The organism is Rhodanobacter sp. GW835-FHT13D09, from assembly GCF_058793995.1.
This window is the reverse complement of sequence record NZ_JBXAGL010000009.1, coordinates 154,102-172,946: the sequence shown is the minus strand read 5'-3', so window position 1 is coordinate 172,946 and position 18,845 is coordinate 154,102. Positions and strand designations below refer to the sequence as shown.

Below are 18,845 nucleotides of genomic sequence, written 5' to 3'. Positions count from 1 at the left end.
GCCCAACTGGCGCACGATGTGCCATACCGGCTCGTTGCGAAACAAGGCCAGCCCGATGACCAACCAGATCAGCCGGTCGGCAGGCAGGCGGCGACGGCGTAGCGAGGCCGTGCCGGTGGCCTGCAGGGCGTGCTCGATCCAATCCGCAGGAATCAGCTGCCCGAAACGATCGAACGCCTCCGGGGATAACCTCGTTACCGAGCACAAGTCGGTTTGCAGCGCTGAGATCAAAGCAAGAGGCTCATGGAAAAGCATGAGCCTCTTGGGTCATTCCCGTTACGTCAATACCTTAACTGACTGGCATTAGGCGCAAAGCCGGCTTTTTCATGCCTGCGTTCGGGATGGCTCACTTATCGGTCAAAGCCTGGCGAGCTGCTGCGTTCCGTAGGGCGGGCGCCGCCCGCCGCTCTCGTCAGCCGCAGATCAAAAACCGGCGGGCAGTGGCACCCTACGCCATCGGCGCCATCGGCGACAGCGCCGCCAGCCGGTCCAGCTCCGCTTCCAGGAAACCGGCCTCCAGCCGCGCCGGGCGGTTGAACGGCCCGCGCAGGTTCACACCCATGTAGTCGCGCAGCAGGTCGAAGAACGTCTCGATCGGCTCAATGCCGTCGCGTTCGCAACAATGGCGGTACCAGCGGGTGCCGGCGGCGACGTGGGCCACTTCCTCGCGCAGGATCACCTCCAGGATCGCCACCGTGCGTTCGTCGCCGAGTCCGCGCAGTCGTTCGATCATGCCGGGGGTCACGTCCAGCCCGCGCGCCTCCAGCACGCGCGGCACCAGCGCCATCCGCGCCGTGTCGCTGTCGGCGGTCTTCTCGGCCATCTCCCACAGGCCGTTGTGCGCATCGAAGTCGCCGTAGGCATGGCCCAGCTCGGCCAGCCGTTCGGACAGCAGTATGAAATGGCGTGCCTCGTCGTGGGCGCAGCTGGCCCAGTCGCGGTAGTACGCCGCCGGCTTGCCGCGGTAGCGGTAGACCGCGTCCCAGGCCAGGTCGATCGCATTGAATTCGATATGCGCCACCGCATGCACCAGCGCTGCGCGGCCCTCGTCGCTGCCCAGCCCGCGCTGCGGCAACTGGCGGGCGCTGACCAGCTGCGGTTTCGCGGGGCGGCCGGGGAGCCCGATCGGCACGGGCGACGGCGATGCCGGATCGGCATGCAGTTCGCCGGCCAGGAAGGCCGCCCAGGTCGCATGCGTGAGGCGCAGTTTCTCGGCCGGCTCGGTGGCGTCGAGGCAGGCCTTGGCGGCAGCGTGAAGATCCATATGGCGGGAAGTGGATGCGCAGCAGCGGGCTACGAGTCAAGGCGAGCGGAGACGACTCCCACTCGTTTCCCGCTGCTCTGCACTCCGCTGCCTTTCATTACGCGCTGCGCCGCGCGGCCTTGGCATCGTCCGAACGCAGCATCTGGATCTGCTCCAGGTAATGCTGGTCCAGCCCGGTGACGTATTCGCCGGAGAAGCAGGAAGTATCGAACTGCTTCAACTCCTCGTTGCCGTCCTGCACCGCCCAGACCAGGTCCTTGAGATCCTGGTAGATCAGCCAGTCGGCGCCCAGCGTCTGCTCGATCTCCTTCTCCGTGCGCCCGGCAGCGACCAGTTCCGAGGCCGACGGCATGTCGATACCATAGACATTCGGATAGCGCACCGGCGGAGCGGCGGAAGCGAAGTAGACGTTCTTCGCGCCGGCGTCGCGGGCCATCTGGATGATCTGTTTCGAGGTGGTGCCGCGCACGATCGAGTCGTCGACCAGCAGCACGTTCTTCTTGCGGAATTCCAGGTCGATCGCGTTGAGCTTGCGGCGCACCGATTTCACCCGCTCGCCCTGCCCCGGCATGATGAAGGTGCGGCCGATGTAGCGATTCTTGACGAAGCCCTCGCGGAACGGCACGCCGAGCGCACCGGCCAGCGCGCTGGCCGCGGTGCGCGCGGTGTCGGGAATCGGGATCACCGCGTCGATGCCGTGGTCGGGCCGCTCGCGCAGGATCTTCTCGGCCAGCTTCTCACCCATGCGCAGGCGCGCCTTGTACACCGAGACGTCCTCGATCATCGAGTCGGGGCGCGCCAGGTACACATATTCGAAGATGCACGGCGTGTGCGGCACGCCCTCGGCGCAGCGGCGGCTGTGCAGCTGGCCGTCGTCAGTGATGATCACCGCCTCGCCCGGCGCCACGTCGCGGATCCGCTTGAAGCCGAGGATGTCCAGCGCCACCGACTCCGACGCCACCGCGTACTCGCGACCTTCCGCGCTGACCCGTTCGCCCAGCACCAGCGGGCGGATGCCGTGCGGGTCGCGGAACGCAATCAACCCGTAGCCCAGCAGCAGGGCGATGCAGGCGTAACCGCCGCGCGCGCGCGCGTGCACGCCGGCCACCGCCTTGAAGATTTGGTCCGGAGTCAGCTCCATCCGGCCCTGGATCTGCAGCTCGTGCGCCAGCACGTTCAGCAGCACCTCGGAATCGGAATCGGTGTTGATGTGGCGGCGGTCGTCCTGGAACATATCGCGGCGCAGCGCGTCGGTGTTGACCAGGTTGCCGTTGTGCGCGAACGCGATGCCGTAGGGCGAGTTGACGTAGAACGGCTGCGCCTCGGCCGAGCCTTCCGAGCCGGCGGTGGGGTAGCGGCAGTGGCCGATGCCGATGCGCCCGCGCAGGCCGCTCATCGCGGTTTGCCCGAACACGTCGCGCACCAGCCCGTTGCCCTTGTGCAGTCGGAGCCGCGCGCCGTCCACCGTGGCGATCCCGGCCGCGTCCTGGCCGCGATGCTGCAGCACCGTCAGTCCGTCATAAAGCGCCGATGCCACTTCGGTGGTACCGACGATGCCGATGATTCCGCACATGGTTTGTTGCCTGCTTCGGGAGAGGTATTCAGTGAGTCCGGGGCGGGCGGAGCGCGCTGGCCGCAGCCGCCGGCGATGCCGGACGAGCCGTACTGGCCGCCGGGTTGGGCGTCGTGCCCGATATGGGGTTCGAAAGTGCCAACGGCAAGCTGGGCAGGTGCCCCAGCGCGACCGGCGCATGAATGTACTCGCGCACACCGGGCGGTACCTGCTGGCCCAACCACGCTGCGATGTGCTGGAATCGTGGCAGCAGCACCGACTGCTGCCACCAGGGGTCGCGCGTGAACGCGGTGAACCCGACCAGGAACACCAGCAGGCTCACCAGCAGCACGCCGCGGGCGAAACCGAACAGCATGCCGAGCAGGCGGTCGGTGCCGGACAGGCCGGTGCCCTCGACCAGCTTGCCGATCGCGAAACGCAGCAGCGCACCGATGATCAGCACGATCACGAAGCACAACCCGTAGCCGACGATGTAGCGCGCGGACGGCAACGCGATGACATGCTCGAGGCGCGCTGCCGCGGCCGGGCCGAGCATCCACGCCACCCAGAACGCGCCGACCCAGATCGCCAGCGCCAGCACCTCGGAAATGAGACCACGCCACAATCCGACCAGCACCGACAGGGTCAGCACGCCGAGGATGATGTAGTCGGTCCCGTTCATCGGCCTGCCTGGCTGGTCATCGCTGGCGCCGGCACGTTCAGGGCACCGCGACGATGTTGCCGTCGATGCCGAGCTTTGCCTTGATCTGGTCGTGCAGGCGCTGTGCATCGCTGCGCTGGGTCTGCGGGCCGGCCCGCACGCGCCACAGCTGCTTGCCGCCGGACTGTACCGAGTCGACGAAGCCGTCGAAGCCGTTCGCGCGCAGCTTGTCGCGCAGTGCATTGGCGTCGGCCTGGTCGCTCACCGCCGCCAGTTGCACCGCCCAGCCGCCCGCCCTGGCGGTCGTGGCAGCGGCGGGCGTCGCCGCCGCGTTGTCCTGGCTGGCGTCCTGTTCCAGCCGGGCCGGCACGCCGGGGATCGACCCGGTGATCTTCAGCCGCGCCGCTTCGGCGGCGGTCCGCGTCTCGAACGGCCCGGCCAGGACCAGGGTGCGCGGCTTGCCGGCCTGGGTGATCGTACGCCCGGTCACCGGATAGCCCAGCGCACGCACGCGGCGCTCCAGGTTCGCGGCCCCCTCGGCGCTGGCATAGGCACTGAGGTTGAGCGTATAGCTGCCGCGTCCCACGGCGGGCGCACTCGGCCCGGTCACGGCCGCCGGCACCGGCCTGGACGGCGTGGCGGTCGCCACCGGCAGCGGCCTGGCCACCGGGGCGCTGGTGTCCGCCTTGGCCTGCTGAGGGATTACCGGCTGGCTTGGCGAAGCGCCCGAGCCGGGGATGATCCGGGTCGGCTGCGGCGGCTTGCCGGCTTCGGGGTCGGTCTCCACGTCACGCGGGCGGCTGGAGCCGATCTCCACCGTAGCCAGCCGCTCGCCCTGCGCCGGCGCAACCGTCTGCACAGGCTGGCTGGCGGCGCTGGATGCGCCTTTCGCGGCGTCCGGAGCCAGGCTCATGGTGCGGGTCTGCAGGTCGCGGTCAGGCGCCGGCGGAATCGCCAGGCTGACCGCCTGGTCGCCGCCGGGTGCCGGCGGGGTGCTGGAAAAGAACATCGGCACGAACAGGACCGCCAGCGCGATCAGGACGGCGGCTCCCAGCAGGCGTGTTTTCAAGTTTTCGCTCCACGGCGGCAAACGCGATGCACAACGGCGCGATTATACCTGCCGGCGCCGGACGCCATGCGTGGTCCTCAGCCGTTGCGTTCAGCCAGCACCGCAGCGGCCACGAAAAACGAGCCGAACGCCAGGATGCGCTGGCCCGGTTGCGCGCTTGCGCGAGCCGCCGCCAGCGCCGCGGCTACGTCGGCGTGGGCGTCGAACGAGGCCTGCGGCAGGACCTGCCGCAGGATCGCGGCCAGCGCGCCCACGGCCAGGCCCCGCGGCGTCGCCCGGTCCAGCCCAGCCAGGTGCCAATGGCCGATGCGCGCGCCGAGCGCGCCGATCACCCCGGCCACGTCCTTGTCCGCCAGCGCACCGTATACCGCGTGCGTCCGCACCGGCGGCTGGACGTCCAGCCACCCGGCCAGCGCGCGCGCGGCCTGCGGGTTGTGGCCCACGTCGACGATCAGCTCGGGATCGCCGCCGAGCGACTGCAGCCGGGCCTCCACGCGCACCTCGTGCAGGCCAGCGCACGCCGCCGCGAAAAGCGTGCTGGGCATGAACAGGTCGCCGTCCAGCGCATGCAGCGCGGCAACCGCCGCCGCCGCGTTGGCGAACTGCACCGGCGCGGCCAGCGCGGGTTCGGGCAATTCCATCGCGATGCCGTCGCGATGCCGCCAGCGCCAGCCGTCCGTGTGCCGCTCGACGTCGAAGTCGATGCCCGCCCGCTCGACCCGTGCGCCGCGTTCGGCCAGCGCATCGAGCAGGCCGGCCGGCGGAGCCGCCTCGCCCACGATCGCCGGCCGCCCGGCCCGCGCGATGCCGGCTTTCTCGCGGCCGATGCTGTCGCGGTCCGGGCCGAGCCAGTCCATGTGGTCAAGGTCCACCGTGGTGATGACCGCCACGTCGGCGTCGATGATGTTCACCGCGTCCAGCCGCCCGCCCAGCCCCACCTCCAGCACCGCCACGTCGGCGCCGGCGCCGGCGAACAGGTCGATGGCGGCCAGCGTGCCGAACTCGAAATAAGTCAGCGGAATCTCCCCTCGCGCCGCCTCGATCCGCTCGAACGAGGCGACCAGCGCGGCGTCATCGGCGTCCGCGCCGTCGATGCGCACGCGCTCGTTGTAGGCCAGCAGGTGCGGCGAGGTGAACGCGCCAACGCACAGGCCGGCGGCACGCAACATCGCCTCCAGCAAGGCGACGGTGGAGCCCTTGCCGTTGGTGCCGCCGACCGTGATCACCCGCTTCGCCGGGGCCGGCGCGCCCATCCGCCGCCATACCTCGCGCACGCGATCGAGCCCCAGCTCGATGCTGTGCACGTTGACGCGTTCCTGATACGCCAGCCATTCGGCGAGGGTGCGACTCATGCAGTGGCTTCATGCAAACGGGAAGCACGAAGCTTAAAGCATCATTTCGACCGAGCGAATGCATGCCGCCACCATGAACCCCGCCCCGCGCGACCGGGTTCTCACAACCTCACCTTGCGCAACCGCAGCGCATTGCTCACCACCGACACCGAGCTCAGGCTCATCGCCAGCGCGGCGATCATCGGCGACAGCGTGATGCCGAACCACGGGTACAGCACGCCGGCCGCCAGCGGCACGCCGACCGCGTTGTAGATGAAGGCGAAAAACAGGTTCTGGTGGATGTTGCGCACGGTCGCCTGCGACAGCTTGCGCGCACGCACGATCGCACCCAGCTCGCCCTTCACCAGAGTCACCGACGCGCTCTCCATCGCCACGTCGGTACCGCTGCCCATCGCGATGCCGATATCGGCGGCGGCCAGCGCCGGCGCGTCGTTGATGCCGTCGCCGGCCATCGCCACGCGGCGGCCGGCAGCCTTGAGCTGATTCACCACCGCCGCCTTGTCGGCCGGCGAGACGTCGGCATGCACCTCGTCGATGCGGAGCGTGCGCGCCACCGACTGCGCGGTGGTGGCGTTGTCGCCGGTAAGCATCACGATGCGCAGGCCGGCCGCGTGCAGCGCCGCAATCGCCGCCGGCGTATCGGGCTTGACCCGGTCGGCCACGGCCACCAAGGCGGCGAGTGCGCCGTCGACGGCCAGGAACATCACCGTGGCGCCCTGCCCGCGCAGCTGTTCGGCGCGGGCGCCGGCCTCGTCACCGATCGCGACATGCGACTCGGCCATCAGCTTCGCGTTGCCCAGCGCCGCCGTGCTGCCGTCCACCTTTGCGCTGACGCCGCGACCGGTCAGCGAACGGAAATCCGTCGCCGCCAGTGTCGCCACACCCTCGGCATCGGCGGCAGCCACGATCGTCCGCGCCAGCGGATGCTCGCTCGGCCGCTCCAGCGCGGCAGCCAGCGCCAGCAGCCGTTCGCGCGGCTGGCCGCCCAGGATCGCCAGTTCGGTCAGCGCCGGCTTGCCCATGGTCAGCGTGCCGGTCTTGTCGACCACCAGGGTATCGATCTCGCGCAGGCCCTCGATCGCGCCGGCGTCCTTGAACAGCACGCCATGCTGCGCGCCGCGGCCACTGGCGACCATGATCGAGATCGGCGTGGCCAGGCCCAGCGCGCACGGACAGGCGATGATCAGCACCGACACGGCGGCGATCAGTGCGTGCGCCAGCCGCGGCTGCGGACCGACGATCGCCCACGCCGTGAACGCCAGCAGCGCAATCGCCACCACCGCGGGCACGAACCACGCCGCCACCTGGTCGGCCACGCGCTGCAGCGGCGCCCGGCTGCGCTGCGCCTGCGCCACCAGCGCCACGATCTGCGCCAGCATCGTCTCGGCGCCGACCTTCTGCGCGCGCATGGTCAGCGCGCCGTCCTGGTTCACCGTGCCGCCGGTCACCGGATCGCCCGAGGCCTTGGCCACCGGCATCGGTTCGCCGGTGAGCATCGACTCGTCGACATGGCTCTCGCCTTCCAGCACCACGCCGTCGACCGGCACCTTCTCGCCGGGGCGCACGCGCAGCACGTCGCCGGCATGCACCTCGTCCAGCGCCACGTCGCTCTCGCTGCCGTCGGCCGCGATGCGCCGCGCCGTCTTCGGCGCCAGCCCCAGCAGCGCCTTCAGCGCCGCGCCGGTGCGTCGGCGCGCGCGCAGTTCCAGGAAATCGCCCAAGGTGACCAGGGTGACGATCACCGCCGCCGACTCGAAGTACACCGCGACCCGGCCGTGAGCGTCGCGGAAGCCGTCCGGGAATACCCCCGGCAACAGGAACGCCACCGCGCTGTACAGCCACGCCACGCCGGTACCCAGCGCGATCAGCGTGTACATGTTCGGTCGCCACGGCTTCAGCGAGCGCCAGCCGCGCGCGAAGAACGGCGAACCGCCCCACAGCACCACCACGCTGGCCAGCAACGCCTCGACCCAGCCGGCCACGCCATCCCATGGCGCCGGCAGGTGCCAGCCGAGCAGGTGCGGCCCCATCGCCAGCGAGAACACCGGCACGGTCAGCGCCACCAGCCACCAGAAGCGGCGCGTCATCGACGACAGCTCGCCGCCGTCATCCTCCTCCAGCGTCGGCATCATCGGTTCCAGTGCCATGCCGCAGATCGGGCAATGGCCGGGGCCGACCTGCTGGATCTGCGGGTGCATCGGACAGGTGTAGATCGTGCCGGGCGGCGCCGGCGGGGGCGTCGCTGGACGATCCTGCAGATACGCCGACGGATCGGCCGTGAATTTCTCGCGGCAACGCGCGGAGCAGAAGTGGTACGTCCGGCCGCCATGCCCGGCGTGGTATTTCGCCGTCTGCGGATCCACCGTCATGCCGCACACCGAGTCCTTCACGGCAGGCGCATGCTCATGGTGGACATGCTGGTGATGCGTGTGGTCGTGGTGCGCGTGATCGTGTGTCGCCGGCTTGTCGCCACAGCAGCCTGCAGCCACGTTTTCCTTTGCATAGGTCGCCGGCGACGCATCGAACTTCGCCTTGCAACCCGCGCTGCAGAAATAAAACGTCTGCCTGTCGTGCGTGCCGAGGTGCTTCGCCGTCGCCGGATCCACCGCCATCCCGCACACCGGATCGATCGCCGCGTCGGCCGCCGGCTTGTCGCCGCCCGCGCAGCAGGAACCTTGTCCGCTCATGACTTCACCTCGTCGTTGCCCAATGCACGCAGGATCGGACAATGCTCGGGCGCACCATGGCCCGGACACGACGCGATCAGCTCCGCCAAACCGTCACGCACCCGCTGCAGCTCGGCGATGCGTTGCTCGATCGCCGCCAGCCGCTTCTCCGCGCGCTGCTTCACCGCCTTCACCCCGCGCTGGCGATCCGCCGACAACGCCAGCAGCTCGCGGATCTCCTCCAGCGTGAAGCCGAGCTCCTTGGCGCGCCGGATGAAGCGCAGTTGCGCGATGGTGCCAGCGCCATAACTGCGGTAGCCCGAGGCGCGCCGCTGCGGCTCGGGCAGCAGGCCCTCGCGCTCGTAGTAGCGGATCGTGTCGATCGCCACGCCGACGCGCTTGGCGACGGCACCGATGGTCAGGGGGGGAGTTTGTACGTTCATGGAACAAGTCTAGACCCTTGATCAAGGTCAAGAGTCAAGCGCCAGGTGCGGCCAATCGTGTCGAAGGCTCCTTAACTCGGCACCAGCACCTCTAGGCGACCGTATCCTCGACCGCCACGAAGCCGCCTGTCTGGCGCCGCCACAGTCGCGCGTAGAGGCCATCGCGTGCGATCAGCTCGGCGTGCGTGCCGGTCTCGACGATATGGCCCTTGTCCAGCACCACCAGGCGGTCCATCCGCGCGATGGTGGACAGGCGATGCGCGATGGCGATCACCGTCTTGCCCTGCATCAGCAGGTCGAGGCTGTCCTGGATCGCCGCCTCGGCCTCGGAATCGAGCGCGCTGGTGGCCTCGTCCAGCACCAGGATCGGTGCATCCTTCAGCAGCACGCGGGCGATCGCGATGCGCTGGCGCTGGCCGCCAGACAGTTTCACGCCGCGCTCGCCCACCAGTGCGTCGTAGCCGGTGCGGCCTTCGCCATCGACCAGCGTCGGGATGAACTCGTCGGCACGCGCCTTGCGCACGGCCTCCGCGATCTGCGCCGCGCTGGCGTCAGGACGGCCGTAGAGGATGTTGTCGCGGATCGAGCGGTGCAGCAGCGAAGTGTCCTGGGTCACCACCCCGATCTGCGAACGCAGGCTTTCCTGGGTGACGCCGGCGATGTCCTGTCCGTCGATCAGGATGCGCCCCGCCTCCAGGTCGTACAGCCGCAGCAGCACGTTGACCAGGGTGGACTTGCCCGCGCCGGACGGGCCGACCAGGCCGATCTTCTCCCCCGCGCGCACCGCCAGTTCCAGTCCCGCGATCACCCCGCCCTGCTTGCCGTAGTGGAAGTGGATATCGTGGAAATGCACCGCGCCGCTGGTCACCTCCAGCGGCATCGCGCCCTTGCGGTCCTGCACCGCGCGCGGCCGCGAGATCGTCGTGATGCCATCCTGCACCGTGCCCACGTTCTCGAAGATGCCGTTGACCACCCACATGATCCAGCCGGACATGTTGTTGATGCGGATCACCAGCCCGGTCGACAGCGCGATCGCCCCCACCGTTACCCGGCCCTCGTTCCACAGCCACAGCGCCAGCGCCGAGGTGCCCACGATCAGGAAGCCATTGAGTGTGGTGATGCTGGCATCCAGCGCGGTGGTGACGCGGGTCATGCGGCGCAGCTTGTCGGTCTGCTCGGCCATCGCGTCGGCCACATACGCTTCCTCGCGCCGGGTGTGCGCGAACAGCTTCAGCGTGAGCACGTTGCTGTAGCCGTCAACGATGCGCCCCATCAGCTTGGAGCGCGCCTCCGAAGCCAGCCACGAGCGCTGCTTGATGCGCGGGATGAAGAACGCCAGCAGGCCGACATAGGCGAACACCCATGCGACCAGCGGCGCCGCCAGCCACAGGTCCGCCTGCGCGAACAGCACGATCGCGCTGCCGGTGTAAATGGTGACGTACCAGATCGCGTCGACGATCTGCACCGCCGACTCGCGCAGCGCGCCGCCGGTCTGCATGATGCGGTTGGCGATGCGGCCGGCGTAGTCGTTCTGGAAGAAACCCAGGCTCTGGCGGATCACGTAGCGGTGGTTCTGCCAGCGGATGCGGTTGGTCAGGCTGGGCACGATCGCCTGGTTCACCAGCAGGTCGTGCACACCGATCGCCAGCGGCCGCACGATCAAGGCGACGAAACCCATCCACAACAGCTCATTGCCATGCTGCCGGAAGAAATCCGCCGCCGGCGCGCCCTTGGCCATGTCCACGATGCGGCCGATGAAGCCGAACAGCGACACCTCGACGATCGCCACCACGAAACCCACCGCGATCGCCACCGCGAACACCGGCCACACCTGGCGCAGGTAGAACGCGTAGAAGCGCCACACCGAGGTCGGAGGCATGCCGTCGGCCGGTTCCTTGAACGCGTCGATCAGGGATTCGAACCAGCGGAAGATCATGGGACATTCCGGACTTGCGGGGGGCCGCCATTGTGCTTGAAGCCCGGACGACTCGGTGTGACGATGCGCCCTCTCTCCGTCGTGACCACGCGGGACCAGCAACATGACCATCGAGACCTTTGAAGGCAGTTGCACCTGCGGCGCGATCCGCTATCGCCTGGCCAGCGCGCCACTGTTCGTGCACTGCTGCCACTGCAGCTGGTGCCAGCGCGAGACCGGCAGCGCGTTCGCGCTGAACGCCATGATCGAGACCGATCGGGTGGAGCTGCTGCAGGGCGAGCCGGCGATGGTCGACACGCCGTCGGCAAGCGGCAAGGGCCAGCGGATCGCGCGCTGCGCAAACTGCCACGTGGCGCTGTGGAGCCACTACCCCGGCGGCGGCAAGGCGGTGGCCTTCGTGCGGGTGGGTACGCTGGCCGAACCGTGGCGGTTGCCGCCGGACGTCCATATCTACACCTCGACCAGGCAGCCGTGGGTGGTGTTGCCGCCAGGAGTGCCTGCCGTGGCGGAGTTCTATGAGATCGAGCAGGCGTGGCCAGCGGCCAGCCTGGAACGGCGCGCCGCCTTGCGGGCAGCGAGGCCCTCGGCATGAGCCGCATCGGCGCATGTCGCCAAGTCTGAACGCCAGCCGCGGAGACAACCGCTTATCCGCCCGGCGCGATTGACCGCTCGCGGCGGCGCTCCGATCATGGGCGGATGTCTATCCTGTTCCGCTGCCTCCTGTTCCTGCTGCTGGCCGTCGGCAGCACCGCGTCGCGTGCCCAGGACAACGATCAACCCCCGGCTGCCGCGTCGGCGGCGACCCCGGCGCAAACGCTGGACCAGTTGGGTAGCCAGCTCGACACCGTCAAGGCCGCACTGAAGGACAACAAGTCCGGGACGCCGCTGGCCGACCTGCGCAGCACCGCGCTTGGCGTGCAGGACCAGGCGCGTCAGCTGGCCGCCAGCCTGGCGCCGCAGATGACCGCCTTGCAGGCGCAGCTTGCCGTGTTGGGTCCGCCCCCCGCCAAGGGCGCACCGGCGGAAGCCCCGGAGGTCGCCGTGCAGCGCCGCAAGCTGGACAAGGCGCAGGCCGATCTCGACGCGCAGATCAAGCAGGCGCAACTGCTCGGCCAGGGCGCGACGCAGCTGGCGGCGCAGATCAGCGGCCTGCGCAACGACGAGTTCCAGGCGCGGCTGGCCTCGCGCACGGCGACGCCGTTCAGCCGCACGTTCTGGGCCGATCCGGTACGCGCGTTTCCGGACGACACGGCGCGAATCAACCGCCTCGGCTCGCGTTTCGCCGTGGCCGTGGCGCAGGCATGGCAGCCGCCGAACCGGCAGCCCCTGGTATGGTGCCTGATCGCTGCCGCGCTGCTGCTGGGCGGCGGTCGCCGGGTGCTGGAACGGCTGTTGCTGATGCTGGCCGCGCGCTGCGTACCGGACGGCCATCTGCGGCGCAGTGCGATGGCCACCGCGGTGGCGCTGACCGCCGTCCTCACCACCGGGCTGGCCGCACAACTTGCCTATCTTGGGCTGAACTGGAACGACATCCTCGACGACGATCTCGCCGCGCTGGCCACCAACGCGGTCAGGCTGGTGTGCTTCGCTGCCTACGTGACCGGACTCGGGCGGGCGCTGCTTTCCGTGCAGCGGCCTTCCTGGCGCCTGCCGGCGCTGTCGGACCTGGCGGCGCAGCGGCTGCGGCCGATCCCCTGGCTGCTGGCCGCGGCGGCACTGCTGTTCGGCCTGTTCGACCGCATCAGCCGCGCGATCGGCAGCAGCCTGCCGGCCACCGTGACCACGCGCGGCCTGTTCGCCCTGGTCATCAGCGGACTGATCGGCGCGGCGCTGCTGCGCATGCGGCGCAGTCGCCGCGAACTGGCCACCGGCGACGCCGAGCGGGAGCAGCGGCCGGTATGGATTGGCCTGCTCGCCGCCGCCGCCACCCTCGGCGTGGCGATCAGCTGGCTGGGCGTGGCCACCGGCTTCATCGCACTGGCGTTCTTCGTCGCCGTGCAGATGCTCTGGATCGGCGTGATCGTAGCCACGGTGTACCTGCTGATCCAGCTGCTCACCGACCTGATCAACACCCTGCTGTCGCCGAATGGGCGCAGCGGCCAGCGACTGCAGGCCGGCTTCGATCTGGCGCCGCACGCGCTGGAACAGACCGCCGTCCTGCTCGCCGGCATTTGCCGCGTCGGGCTGGTGCTGCTGGCGATGGCGACCGTGCTGACGCCCTTCGGCGCCGGCCCCAAGGACCTGCTGGCGAGCGCCGAACAGACCCTGGGCAGCTTCAGGCTCGGCGAACTGGCGATCGACCCGGGCAGCATCTTCGGCGCCGTACTGGTGCTGGTGGCGGGACTGTTCGTGCTGCGCACGCTCAAGCGCTGGCTGCGCGAGCAGCTGCTGCCGAAATCCGCCATGGAAAAAGGCATGCAGGAGTCCATCGTGACCCTGCTCGGCTATCTCGGCGGCATGCTGGTGTTCGTGCTGACGCTGGCCGCGCTGCACGTGGACCTGAAGAGCATCGCGTGGATCGTCAGCGCGCTGTCGGTGGGCATCGGCTTCGGCCTGCAGGCGATCGTGCAGAACTTCATCTCCGGCCTGATCCTGCTGGTCGAGCGGCCGGTGAAGGTGGGCGACTGGGTCAGCCTGAGCAGCGACGTCGAGGGCGACATCCGCCGGATCAACGTGCGCGCCACCGAGATCCAGATGTGGGACCGCTCCACCGTGATCGTGCCGAACTCGCAGCTGATCACCCAGAACGTGCGCAACGTAACCCTGGCCAACGCGCAGGGGCGGGTGCAGATCAAGCTGCCGATGCCGCTGGATACCCATGCCGGCAAGGTTCGCGGACTGGTGCTGGGGATCCTGCGCGCGCACCGCGACACGCTGTCCGCGCCGGCGCCGTACGTGCAGCTGGAAAGCGTCGCTACCGGCGTGATGACGTTCAATTGCGTGGCCTACGTCGGCAGCCCGCGCGAGGTCAGCGGCGTGAAGAGCGAGCTGCTGTTCGAGATCCTCGAATCCCTGCGCAACGAAGGACTGCCGATGACCAGCCCGCAGAGCATGCTGGTGCGAACGCTGCCGCCGCTGCCGGAAGAGGACGAGCACACCGGCTGAGGTGACCTCCATCGCGACGGTCCCCCGCCGCGGTGGTGGCCGCGCCTGACAGACGGGAAACGGCCGACGCGCTAGCCTGCATTCAGTTCCCGCCCGAAGAGAGCTCCGTCATGCCGGCACCCCATCCCCATGGCAGCACCATCATCCCCTGCCTGCGCTACCGCGATGCCCACGCCGCCATCGACTGGCTGTGCAAGGCGTTCGGCTTCGAGAGGCAGGCCATCCACGAAAATGAAAACGGCGGCGTGGAACACGCCCAGCTCACCTACGGCCATGGCATGGTCATGCTCGGCGAGGTGCGCGACAACGAGTTCGGCCGGCACATCGCGCAGCCCGACGAGATTGGCGGCCGCGAGACGCAGTGCGCCTGCGTGACCGTCGGCGACTGCAAGTCGCACTACCGGCAGGCCAAGGCCGCCGGCGCGGTGATCGTCGACGAGTACGCCGAGAAGGACTACGGCGGCGCCGGCTATAGCTGCCACGACCCGGAGGGCCACCTGTGGTACTTCGGCAGCTACGACCCGTGGCAGCCCGGGCCGGTCTGACAGAATAAAGAGGCCGGCTTGCGCCGGCCTCCTGCTCACGCGGATTGCGGCCGCACCGTTACGGCGTGCAGGCCTTGCCATGCTCGGGATGGTTGCCCTTGGCCTTGGCGTCGGCCTCGCTCATGTACTCGCCGTGCTTGGTCTTGCCGTACCACTTGTCGCTGGGGCAGTGGTAGACCTTGCTGCTGCTGTTGACCCAGACCATGCCCGGGCCACCGCCCGCCGCCGCGGTGGCCGGCTTGGTCCAGCCCATCGACGACTTCTTTGGCGCCGCCGCGGCCGGTGCCGCAGGTGCCGCCGCAGCGGCGGGTGCTGCCGCCGCAGCCGGCGCGGCTGCCGCGGCTTCCGCCTTCGTTTCCTTGGCAGCCGTCTTGGCCGGCTTGCTGTCGGCGGCCGAGTACCACTCCTTCACGCCCTTGTGACCCTTGCAGGCGCCGCGCTTGGTGGCGGTGCTGGTGTAGCTGCCGTCCTTGCACTGGCCGGTCGAACCGGACGGGGCGGACGCCTGTTGCGCATAGACAGCCGGCATCGCCAGCAGACAGGCCAGTGCGATGGCGACGAGACTTGAAGATTTCATGCAGATTCCCTCCAACGTGGATTCGCGGTGACACTCCCAAGCACCCCCCAACCGCGGCGCTTGCGGCAACGACTATGCCGCAAAATCGTTACCGCAAAACGTGAAGGCGGCAGGGTATTCATTCGGCGTTGGCCGCTTCGAATGAATTTGCGGGGTGGCAACGGCACCGGCGCCCGATCATTACTTGTCGGTATCCGGCTTGTCCGCGACCGGCACCATGCGCAGGTCCTGGAAGTCGAAGCTGAAATCGGTCAGCGGCGAGATCGGCTGCATGCGCACCTCGCTGACCTGGCCGTCCACGCCGAGGCTGAAAGTGACGAAGGCGTCGGCATTCAGCGTGCGGTCGTCCCAGCGCACGGTGAAGGTGTCGTGCTGCCACGGCGTCATCGTGCCGACCAGCTGGGCCGTCTTCGAGAAGCGCATGCGCAGCTTGCCGTTCTCCTGGCTGACGACGATGTCGCCGTACCACGGGTCGCGATAGGTGCCGGCGTACTTCGCCAGCGCCAGCGAGGGCTTGCTGCGCTTGTCGCGCGCCGCTTCATGCTTGGCCAGGCTGTCGTCGGCCTTGGCCTCGGATTGCTTCACCGCCTTGTCGTACGCGGCGACCCAGTCGGTCTTCTGATCCGGGTTCAGGTACGCATCGAGCACGCGGTAGGTCACAGCGTTGAACGCCGCGCCGGATTCGGCGTTGGTCAGCACCACCACGCCGAGCTTCAGCTCCGGCACCAGGGTCAGCCGCGAGACCATGCCGGGCCAGCCGCCGGTATGCCAGACCAGCTTCTTGCCGCGGTAGTCGGACAGGAACCAGCTTTCGCCGTAGCCGGAGAAGTTCGGCACCAGCGGCGCCAGTTCCGGGATGGGCGGCTTGCCGACCTTGATCGGGGTCAGCACGCTCCACATCTCGCGCTGGCTGTCCTCGGAGAACAGCCGCGCCGGCTTGCCGTCGGCGCCCATCGTGGGCAAGGCGCCGCCGGCCAGCTGCACGTTCATCCACTTCGCCAGGTCGCGCACGCTGGAGTAGATGCCGCCGGCGCCGGGGTCGTTGAGCCAGGCCATCGGCGGCACCGGCCTGAGATCCTTGAAGTCGGCCTTGGCGTGGCCGGTGGCCACGTCCATGCCAGGTTTCAGGTAGGTCATGTCGACCAGCGACTCCTCCATGCCGACCGGCTTGAACAGGTGTTCGCGCACGTAGTCGGCGTAGCCCTGGCCGGAGGCCTGCTCGATCACCAGCGTGGCCACTGCGAACAGGATGTTGTCGTAGGCGTAGCCACTGCGGAAGCCGTTCCTGATCGGCACACGGGCGAGGCGCTCGACCACTTCCTTCGTGCTGTACGAAGTCGGCGGCCAGTACAGCAGGTCGCCGGCACCCAGCGACAAGCCGCTGCGGTGCGCCAGCAGGTCGCGGATGCGCATCTCGTGGGTGACGTACGGATCGGACATGCGGAACCACGGCAGGTGGTCGATTACCCGGTCGTCCATCTTCAGCTTGCCGGCTTCGGCCAGCTGCTGCAGCGCGGCGGCGGTGAACGCCTTGGTGTTGGAGGCGATCGCGAACAGCGTGTTCGCGTCGACCTGGTCCGGCTTGCCGATCTCACGCAGGCCGAAGCCCTGCTCCAGCACCACCTTGCCGTCCTTGACGATCGCCACCGCGATGCCCGGCACGTCGAAGGTCTTGCGTGCGTTGTCGACGTAGGTGCTGAAGTCCTGCAGCTGTGCCGGCAGCATCGGCCGCACGGTGTCGCCGGTGGAGACCGGCGGCGGCAACTTCGCGGCCGGCGCCTGCGCGGAAACGGCGGTGGCGGAAACGAGCAGCGCGCAGCACAACGCCAGGCGCAGGGAGAGGGGTCGCTGGGACATCGAAGACTCCGCGGTTGGCAAGGCCGCCACTATCGCGGCAAACCAGGGGGCAAGGCCAGCGCTGGAAGTCACGGCTCGACGCCGCGTGCGGCAACGCCGATCATGGCGCCAGCATGCCGCACCGCGCGGCCATCGCCGACCGAGGAACCCGATGGACCCCATGGTGGAATGGATCGCCGCCCATACCCTGCGCCTGTGGGCACTGCTGCTGTTGCTGGCGCTGCTGGCCGGCGACCTGGCCTGGCAGTGCAACGCGCACTGGCGACGCCATGCGCTCGCCCGCGGCGATGCGCCGACCGTGCTGCGCTGGCAGGCCGGACTGGTCCTGCTGCTGGCGCTGGCCCTGCTGTTCCTCGCCATCGCCGCCGCGGTCGCCAGGCAGCCGGTCGGGGAGCTGGCACGCTTCGACGCCAGCCTGGCCGAGCACCTGCATGCGCAGTTGCCGCTGCCGGCGCTGCGCGGCATCGCCGTGGTCACCCACCTCGGCGACCTGTGGTGGGTGGCGCCCGCAGCCGCGGTGGTGGCCGTGCTGCTGTTGCTGTACCGGCACTGGCGGCTGGCGGGGATCTGGGTGGTGGCCCTGCTCGGCATCCTGCCTATCAACGGCGGCCTCAAGGCGCTGTTCCGGCGGGTACGGCCGCTGCACGACCACGGCTTCATCGTCGAACCCGGCTGGAGTTTCCCCAGCGGCCACGCCTTCGGTGCCGTCGTGTTCTACGGCATGCTCGCCTACGTGCTGCTGCGCCTGCTGCCGCAGCGCTTCCATCGCGCGGTGGTCGCCGCTGCGGTGCTGCTGGTCGGCGTGGTCGGGACCAGCCGCATCCTGCTGCAGGTGCACTACTTCAGCGACGTGATGGCCGGCTATGCCGCGGGCGCGGCGTGGCTGGTACTGTGCATCGGCGCCGCCGAGCAGCTGCGCCGGCCGCCAGTGGGAGTACGGCCATGAACGACCTGTTCGCTCCCGCCGACCATGACGGCCCGCGCATCCGCGTCGGCATCGGCGGCTGGAACTACGCGCCGTGGCGCGACAACTTCTACCCGGCCAGGCTGGTGCAGCGGCGCGAGCTGGAATACGCCAGCCGCCAGCTGCGCGCGATCGAGATCAACGGCACGTTCTACGGCGCGCAAAAGCCGGCGACCTACGCGAAGTGGGCGGCGGAGACGCCGGCCGGTTTCGTGTTTTCGCTGAAGGCACCGCGCTACATCACCGAAGGCAAGCGGCTGGCCGACACCGGCAAGGGCGTCAGCGGCTTCGTGCACGGCGGGTTGGCCGAAATGGGCGACCGGCTGGGGCCGATCCTGTGGCAATTACCGCCATCACGGCGATTCGATGCCAACGATCTCGGCGCCTTCCTCGACGCGCTGCCGCGCGCACTGGACGGCCAGCCACTGCGCCACGTGCTGGAAGTGCGCCACCCCAGCTTCCTCGACCCGCGCTACGTGGAACTGGCGCGCACGCATCGCGTGCCCACCGTATTCACCGACTCGCCCGACTACCCTTCGCTGGCCGACCTCACCGGCGACTTCGCCTACGCGCGGCTGATGCGCAGCGCCGATGAGTTCTCCGCCGGCTACGCACCGGCCGAGCTGGATCGCTGGGCCGGCCACGCTCGCACCTGGGCCGCGGGCAACGACATCGCCGAATTGCCGCACGCCGCCGCACTGCAACCGCCAGCGCCACCGCGCGACGTGTTCGTGTTCTTCATCAGCGCCGCCAAGCACCGCAACCCCGCCGCGGCGATGGCGCTGCAGTCGTGCGTGGATTTGATGTCGTAGGGTGGGCATTGCCCGCCGCTCCAGGTGATACATCGAAAAACC

At 69.2% G+C, this 18,845-nt stretch carries 16 protein-coding genes; 5 read left to right on the top strand and 11 right to left on the bottom strand.

The window, feature by feature from the left end; translation table 11 throughout:
- The 9 genes from AC1Q5A_RS13290 to AC1Q5A_RS13250 all read right to left on the bottom strand — a co-directional run.
- The coding region (locus tag AC1Q5A_RS13290; RefSeq protein ID WP_492701336.1) for a transposase domain-containing protein at positions 1–255 on the bottom strand (255 nt) is incomplete at its 3' end.
- 193 nt (positions 256–448) lie between these two features.
- Positions 449–1,264, bottom strand: a complete 816-nt coding sequence (locus tag AC1Q5A_RS13285; protein WP_492701334.1) for a ferritin-like domain-containing protein — start codon at positions 1,262–1,264, stop codon at positions 449–451.
- Between the two features lie 97 nt (positions 1,265–1,361).
- On the bottom strand, positions 1,362–2,837 hold the full coding sequence (gene purF / locus AC1Q5A_RS13280; RefSeq protein ID WP_492701332.1) for an amidophosphoribosyltransferase: 1,476 nt from the start codon (positions 2,835–2,837) through the stop codon (positions 1,362–1,364).
- Between the two features lie 28 nt (positions 2,838–2,865).
- A complete protein-coding gene (locus tag AC1Q5A_RS13275; protein WP_492701330.1) occupies positions 2,866–3,498 on the bottom strand; it encodes a CvpA family protein in 633 nt (210 codons plus the stop codon).
- Between the two features lie 37 nt (positions 3,499–3,535).
- Positions 3,536–4,546, bottom strand: a complete 1,011-nt coding sequence (locus AC1Q5A_RS13270; RefSeq protein WP_492701328.1) for an SPOR domain-containing protein — start codon at positions 4,544–4,546, stop codon at positions 3,536–3,538.
- Between the two features lie 77 nt (positions 4,547–4,623).
- Positions 4,624–5,898, bottom strand: a complete 1,275-nt coding sequence (folC, locus tag AC1Q5A_RS13265) for a bifunctional tetrahydrofolate synthase/dihydrofolate synthase (RefSeq protein WP_492701326.1) — start codon at positions 5,896–5,898, stop codon at positions 4,624–4,626.
- A gap of 101 nt (positions 5,899–5,999) precedes the next feature.
- Entirely contained in the window at positions 6,000–8,585 is a 2,586-nt protein-coding gene (locus tag AC1Q5A_RS13260; RefSeq protein ID WP_492701324.1) for a heavy metal translocating P-type ATPase, read from the bottom strand.
- On the bottom strand, positions 8,582–9,007 hold the full coding sequence (locus tag AC1Q5A_RS13255; protein WP_492701322.1) for a heavy metal-responsive transcriptional regulator: 426 nt from the start codon (positions 9,005–9,007) through the stop codon (positions 8,582–8,584). The genes AC1Q5A_RS13260 and AC1Q5A_RS13255 overlap by 4 nt, the downstream gene beginning before the upstream one ends.
- A 91-nt stretch (positions 9,008–9,098) precedes the next feature.
- Positions 9,099–10,940 carry an ABC transporter ATP-binding protein gene (locus AC1Q5A_RS13250; protein WP_492701346.1) on the bottom strand — a complete coding sequence of 614 codons (1,842 nt, stop codon included), beginning with the start codon at positions 10,938–10,940 and terminating at the stop codon, positions 9,099–9,101.
- A 106-nt stretch (positions 10,941–11,046) separates the two neighbouring features.
- Here AC1Q5A_RS13250 and AC1Q5A_RS13245 point away from each other — a divergent pair, with 106 nt between their 5' ends.
- The 3 genes from AC1Q5A_RS13245 to AC1Q5A_RS13235 all read left to right on the top strand — a co-directional run bounded on the left by AC1Q5A_RS13245 (position 11,047) and on the right by AC1Q5A_RS13235 (position 14,593).
- A complete protein-coding gene (locus tag AC1Q5A_RS13245; RefSeq protein WP_492701320.1) occupies positions 11,047–11,535 on the top strand; it encodes a GFA family protein in 489 nt (162 codons plus the stop codon).
- A gap of 104 nt (positions 11,536–11,639) precedes the next feature.
- Positions 11,640–14,048 (top strand): DUF3772 domain-containing protein, encoded by a 2,409-nt coding sequence (locus AC1Q5A_RS13240; protein WP_492701318.1) that lies wholly within the window; start codon positions 11,640–11,642, stop codon positions 14,046–14,048.
- Positions 14,049–14,158: 110 nt separating this feature from the next.
- Positions 14,159–14,593 carry a VOC family protein gene (locus AC1Q5A_RS13235; RefSeq protein ID WP_492701316.1) on the top strand — a complete coding sequence of 145 codons (435 nt, stop codon included), beginning with the start codon at positions 14,159–14,161 and terminating at the stop codon, positions 14,591–14,593.
- Between the two features lie 58 nt (positions 14,594–14,651).
- Here the strand turns inward: AC1Q5A_RS13235 and AC1Q5A_RS13230 are convergent, their stop codons facing one another.
- Positions 14,652–15,170, bottom strand: a complete 519-nt coding sequence (locus AC1Q5A_RS13230; protein ID WP_492701314.1) for a DUF3761 domain-containing protein — start codon at positions 15,168–15,170, stop codon at positions 14,652–14,654.
- Positions 15,171–15,350: 180 nt separating this feature from the next.
- The gene (locus AC1Q5A_RS13225) at positions 15,351–17,027 is read right to left on the bottom strand and encodes a serine hydrolase (protein ID WP_492701312.1); all 1,677 of its coding nucleotides are present in this window, start codon (positions 17,025–17,027) and stop codon (positions 15,351–15,353) included.
- 151 nt (positions 17,028–17,178) lie between these two features.
- On the opposite strand from AC1Q5A_RS13225, the gene AC1Q5A_RS13220 reads away from it, so the two are divergent.
- Together AC1Q5A_RS13220 and AC1Q5A_RS13215 are read left to right on the top strand one after the other, a co-directional pair.
- Positions 17,179–17,973 (top strand): phosphatase PAP2 family protein, encoded by a 795-nt coding sequence (locus AC1Q5A_RS13220; RefSeq protein WP_492701310.1) that lies wholly within the window; start codon positions 17,179–17,181, stop codon positions 17,971–17,973.
- A complete protein-coding gene (locus AC1Q5A_RS13215) occupies positions 17,970–18,803 on the top strand; it encodes a DUF72 domain-containing protein (RefSeq protein ID WP_492701308.1) in 834 nt (277 codons plus the stop codon). The genes AC1Q5A_RS13220 and AC1Q5A_RS13215 overlap by 4 nt, the downstream gene beginning before the upstream one ends.
- Positions 18,804–18,845 lie beyond the last annotated feature (42 nt).

Excerpts from the sequence above, each read along its gene's own strand:
- AC1Q5A_RS13285 (WP_492701334.1), bottom strand. The coding sequence starts at position 1,264 with ATGGATCTTCACGCTGCCGCCAAGGCCTGCCTCGACGCCACCGAGCCG.
- purF (WP_492701332.1), bottom strand. The coding sequence starts at position 2,837 with ATGTGCGGAATCATCGGCATCGTCGGTACCACCGAAGTGGCATCGGCG.
- AC1Q5A_RS13275 (WP_492701330.1), bottom strand. The coding sequence starts at position 3,498 with ATGAACGGGACCGACTACATCATCCTCGGCGTGCTGACCCTGTCGGTG.
- folC (WP_492701326.1), bottom strand. The coding sequence starts at position 5,898 with ATGAGTCGCACCCTCGCCGAATGGCTGGCGTATCAGGAACGCGTCAAC.
- AC1Q5A_RS13260 (WP_492701324.1), bottom strand. The coding sequence starts at position 8,585 with ATGAGCGGACAAGGTTCCTGCTGCGCGGGCGGCGACAAGCCGGCGGCC.
- AC1Q5A_RS13255 (WP_492701322.1), bottom strand. The coding sequence starts at position 9,007 with ATGAACGTACAAACTCCCCCCCTGACCATCGGTGCCGTCGCCAAGCGC.
- AC1Q5A_RS13245 (WP_492701320.1), top strand. The coding sequence starts at position 11,047 with ATGACCATCGAGACCTTTGAAGGCAGTTGCACCTGCGGCGCGATCCGC.
- AC1Q5A_RS13240 (WP_492701318.1), top strand. The coding sequence starts at position 11,640 with ATGTCTATCCTGTTCCGCTGCCTCCTGTTCCTGCTGCTGGCCGTCGGC.
- AC1Q5A_RS13235 (WP_492701316.1), top strand. The coding sequence starts at position 14,159 with ATGCCGGCACCCCATCCCCATGGCAGCACCATCATCCCCTGCCTGCGC.
- AC1Q5A_RS13230 (WP_492701314.1), bottom strand. The coding sequence starts at position 15,170 with ATGAAATCTTCAAGTCTCGTCGCCATCGCACTGGCCTGTCTGCTGGCG.
- AC1Q5A_RS13225 (WP_492701312.1), bottom strand. The coding sequence starts at position 17,027 with ATGTCCCAGCGACCCCTCTCCCTGCGCCTGGCGTTGTGCTGCGCGCTG.
- AC1Q5A_RS13220 (WP_492701310.1), top strand. The coding sequence starts at position 17,179 with ATGGACCCCATGGTGGAATGGATCGCCGCCCATACCCTGCGCCTGTGG.
- AC1Q5A_RS13215 (WP_492701308.1), top strand. The coding sequence starts at position 17,970 with ATGAACGACCTGTTCGCTCCCGCCGACCATGACGGCCCGCGCATCCGC.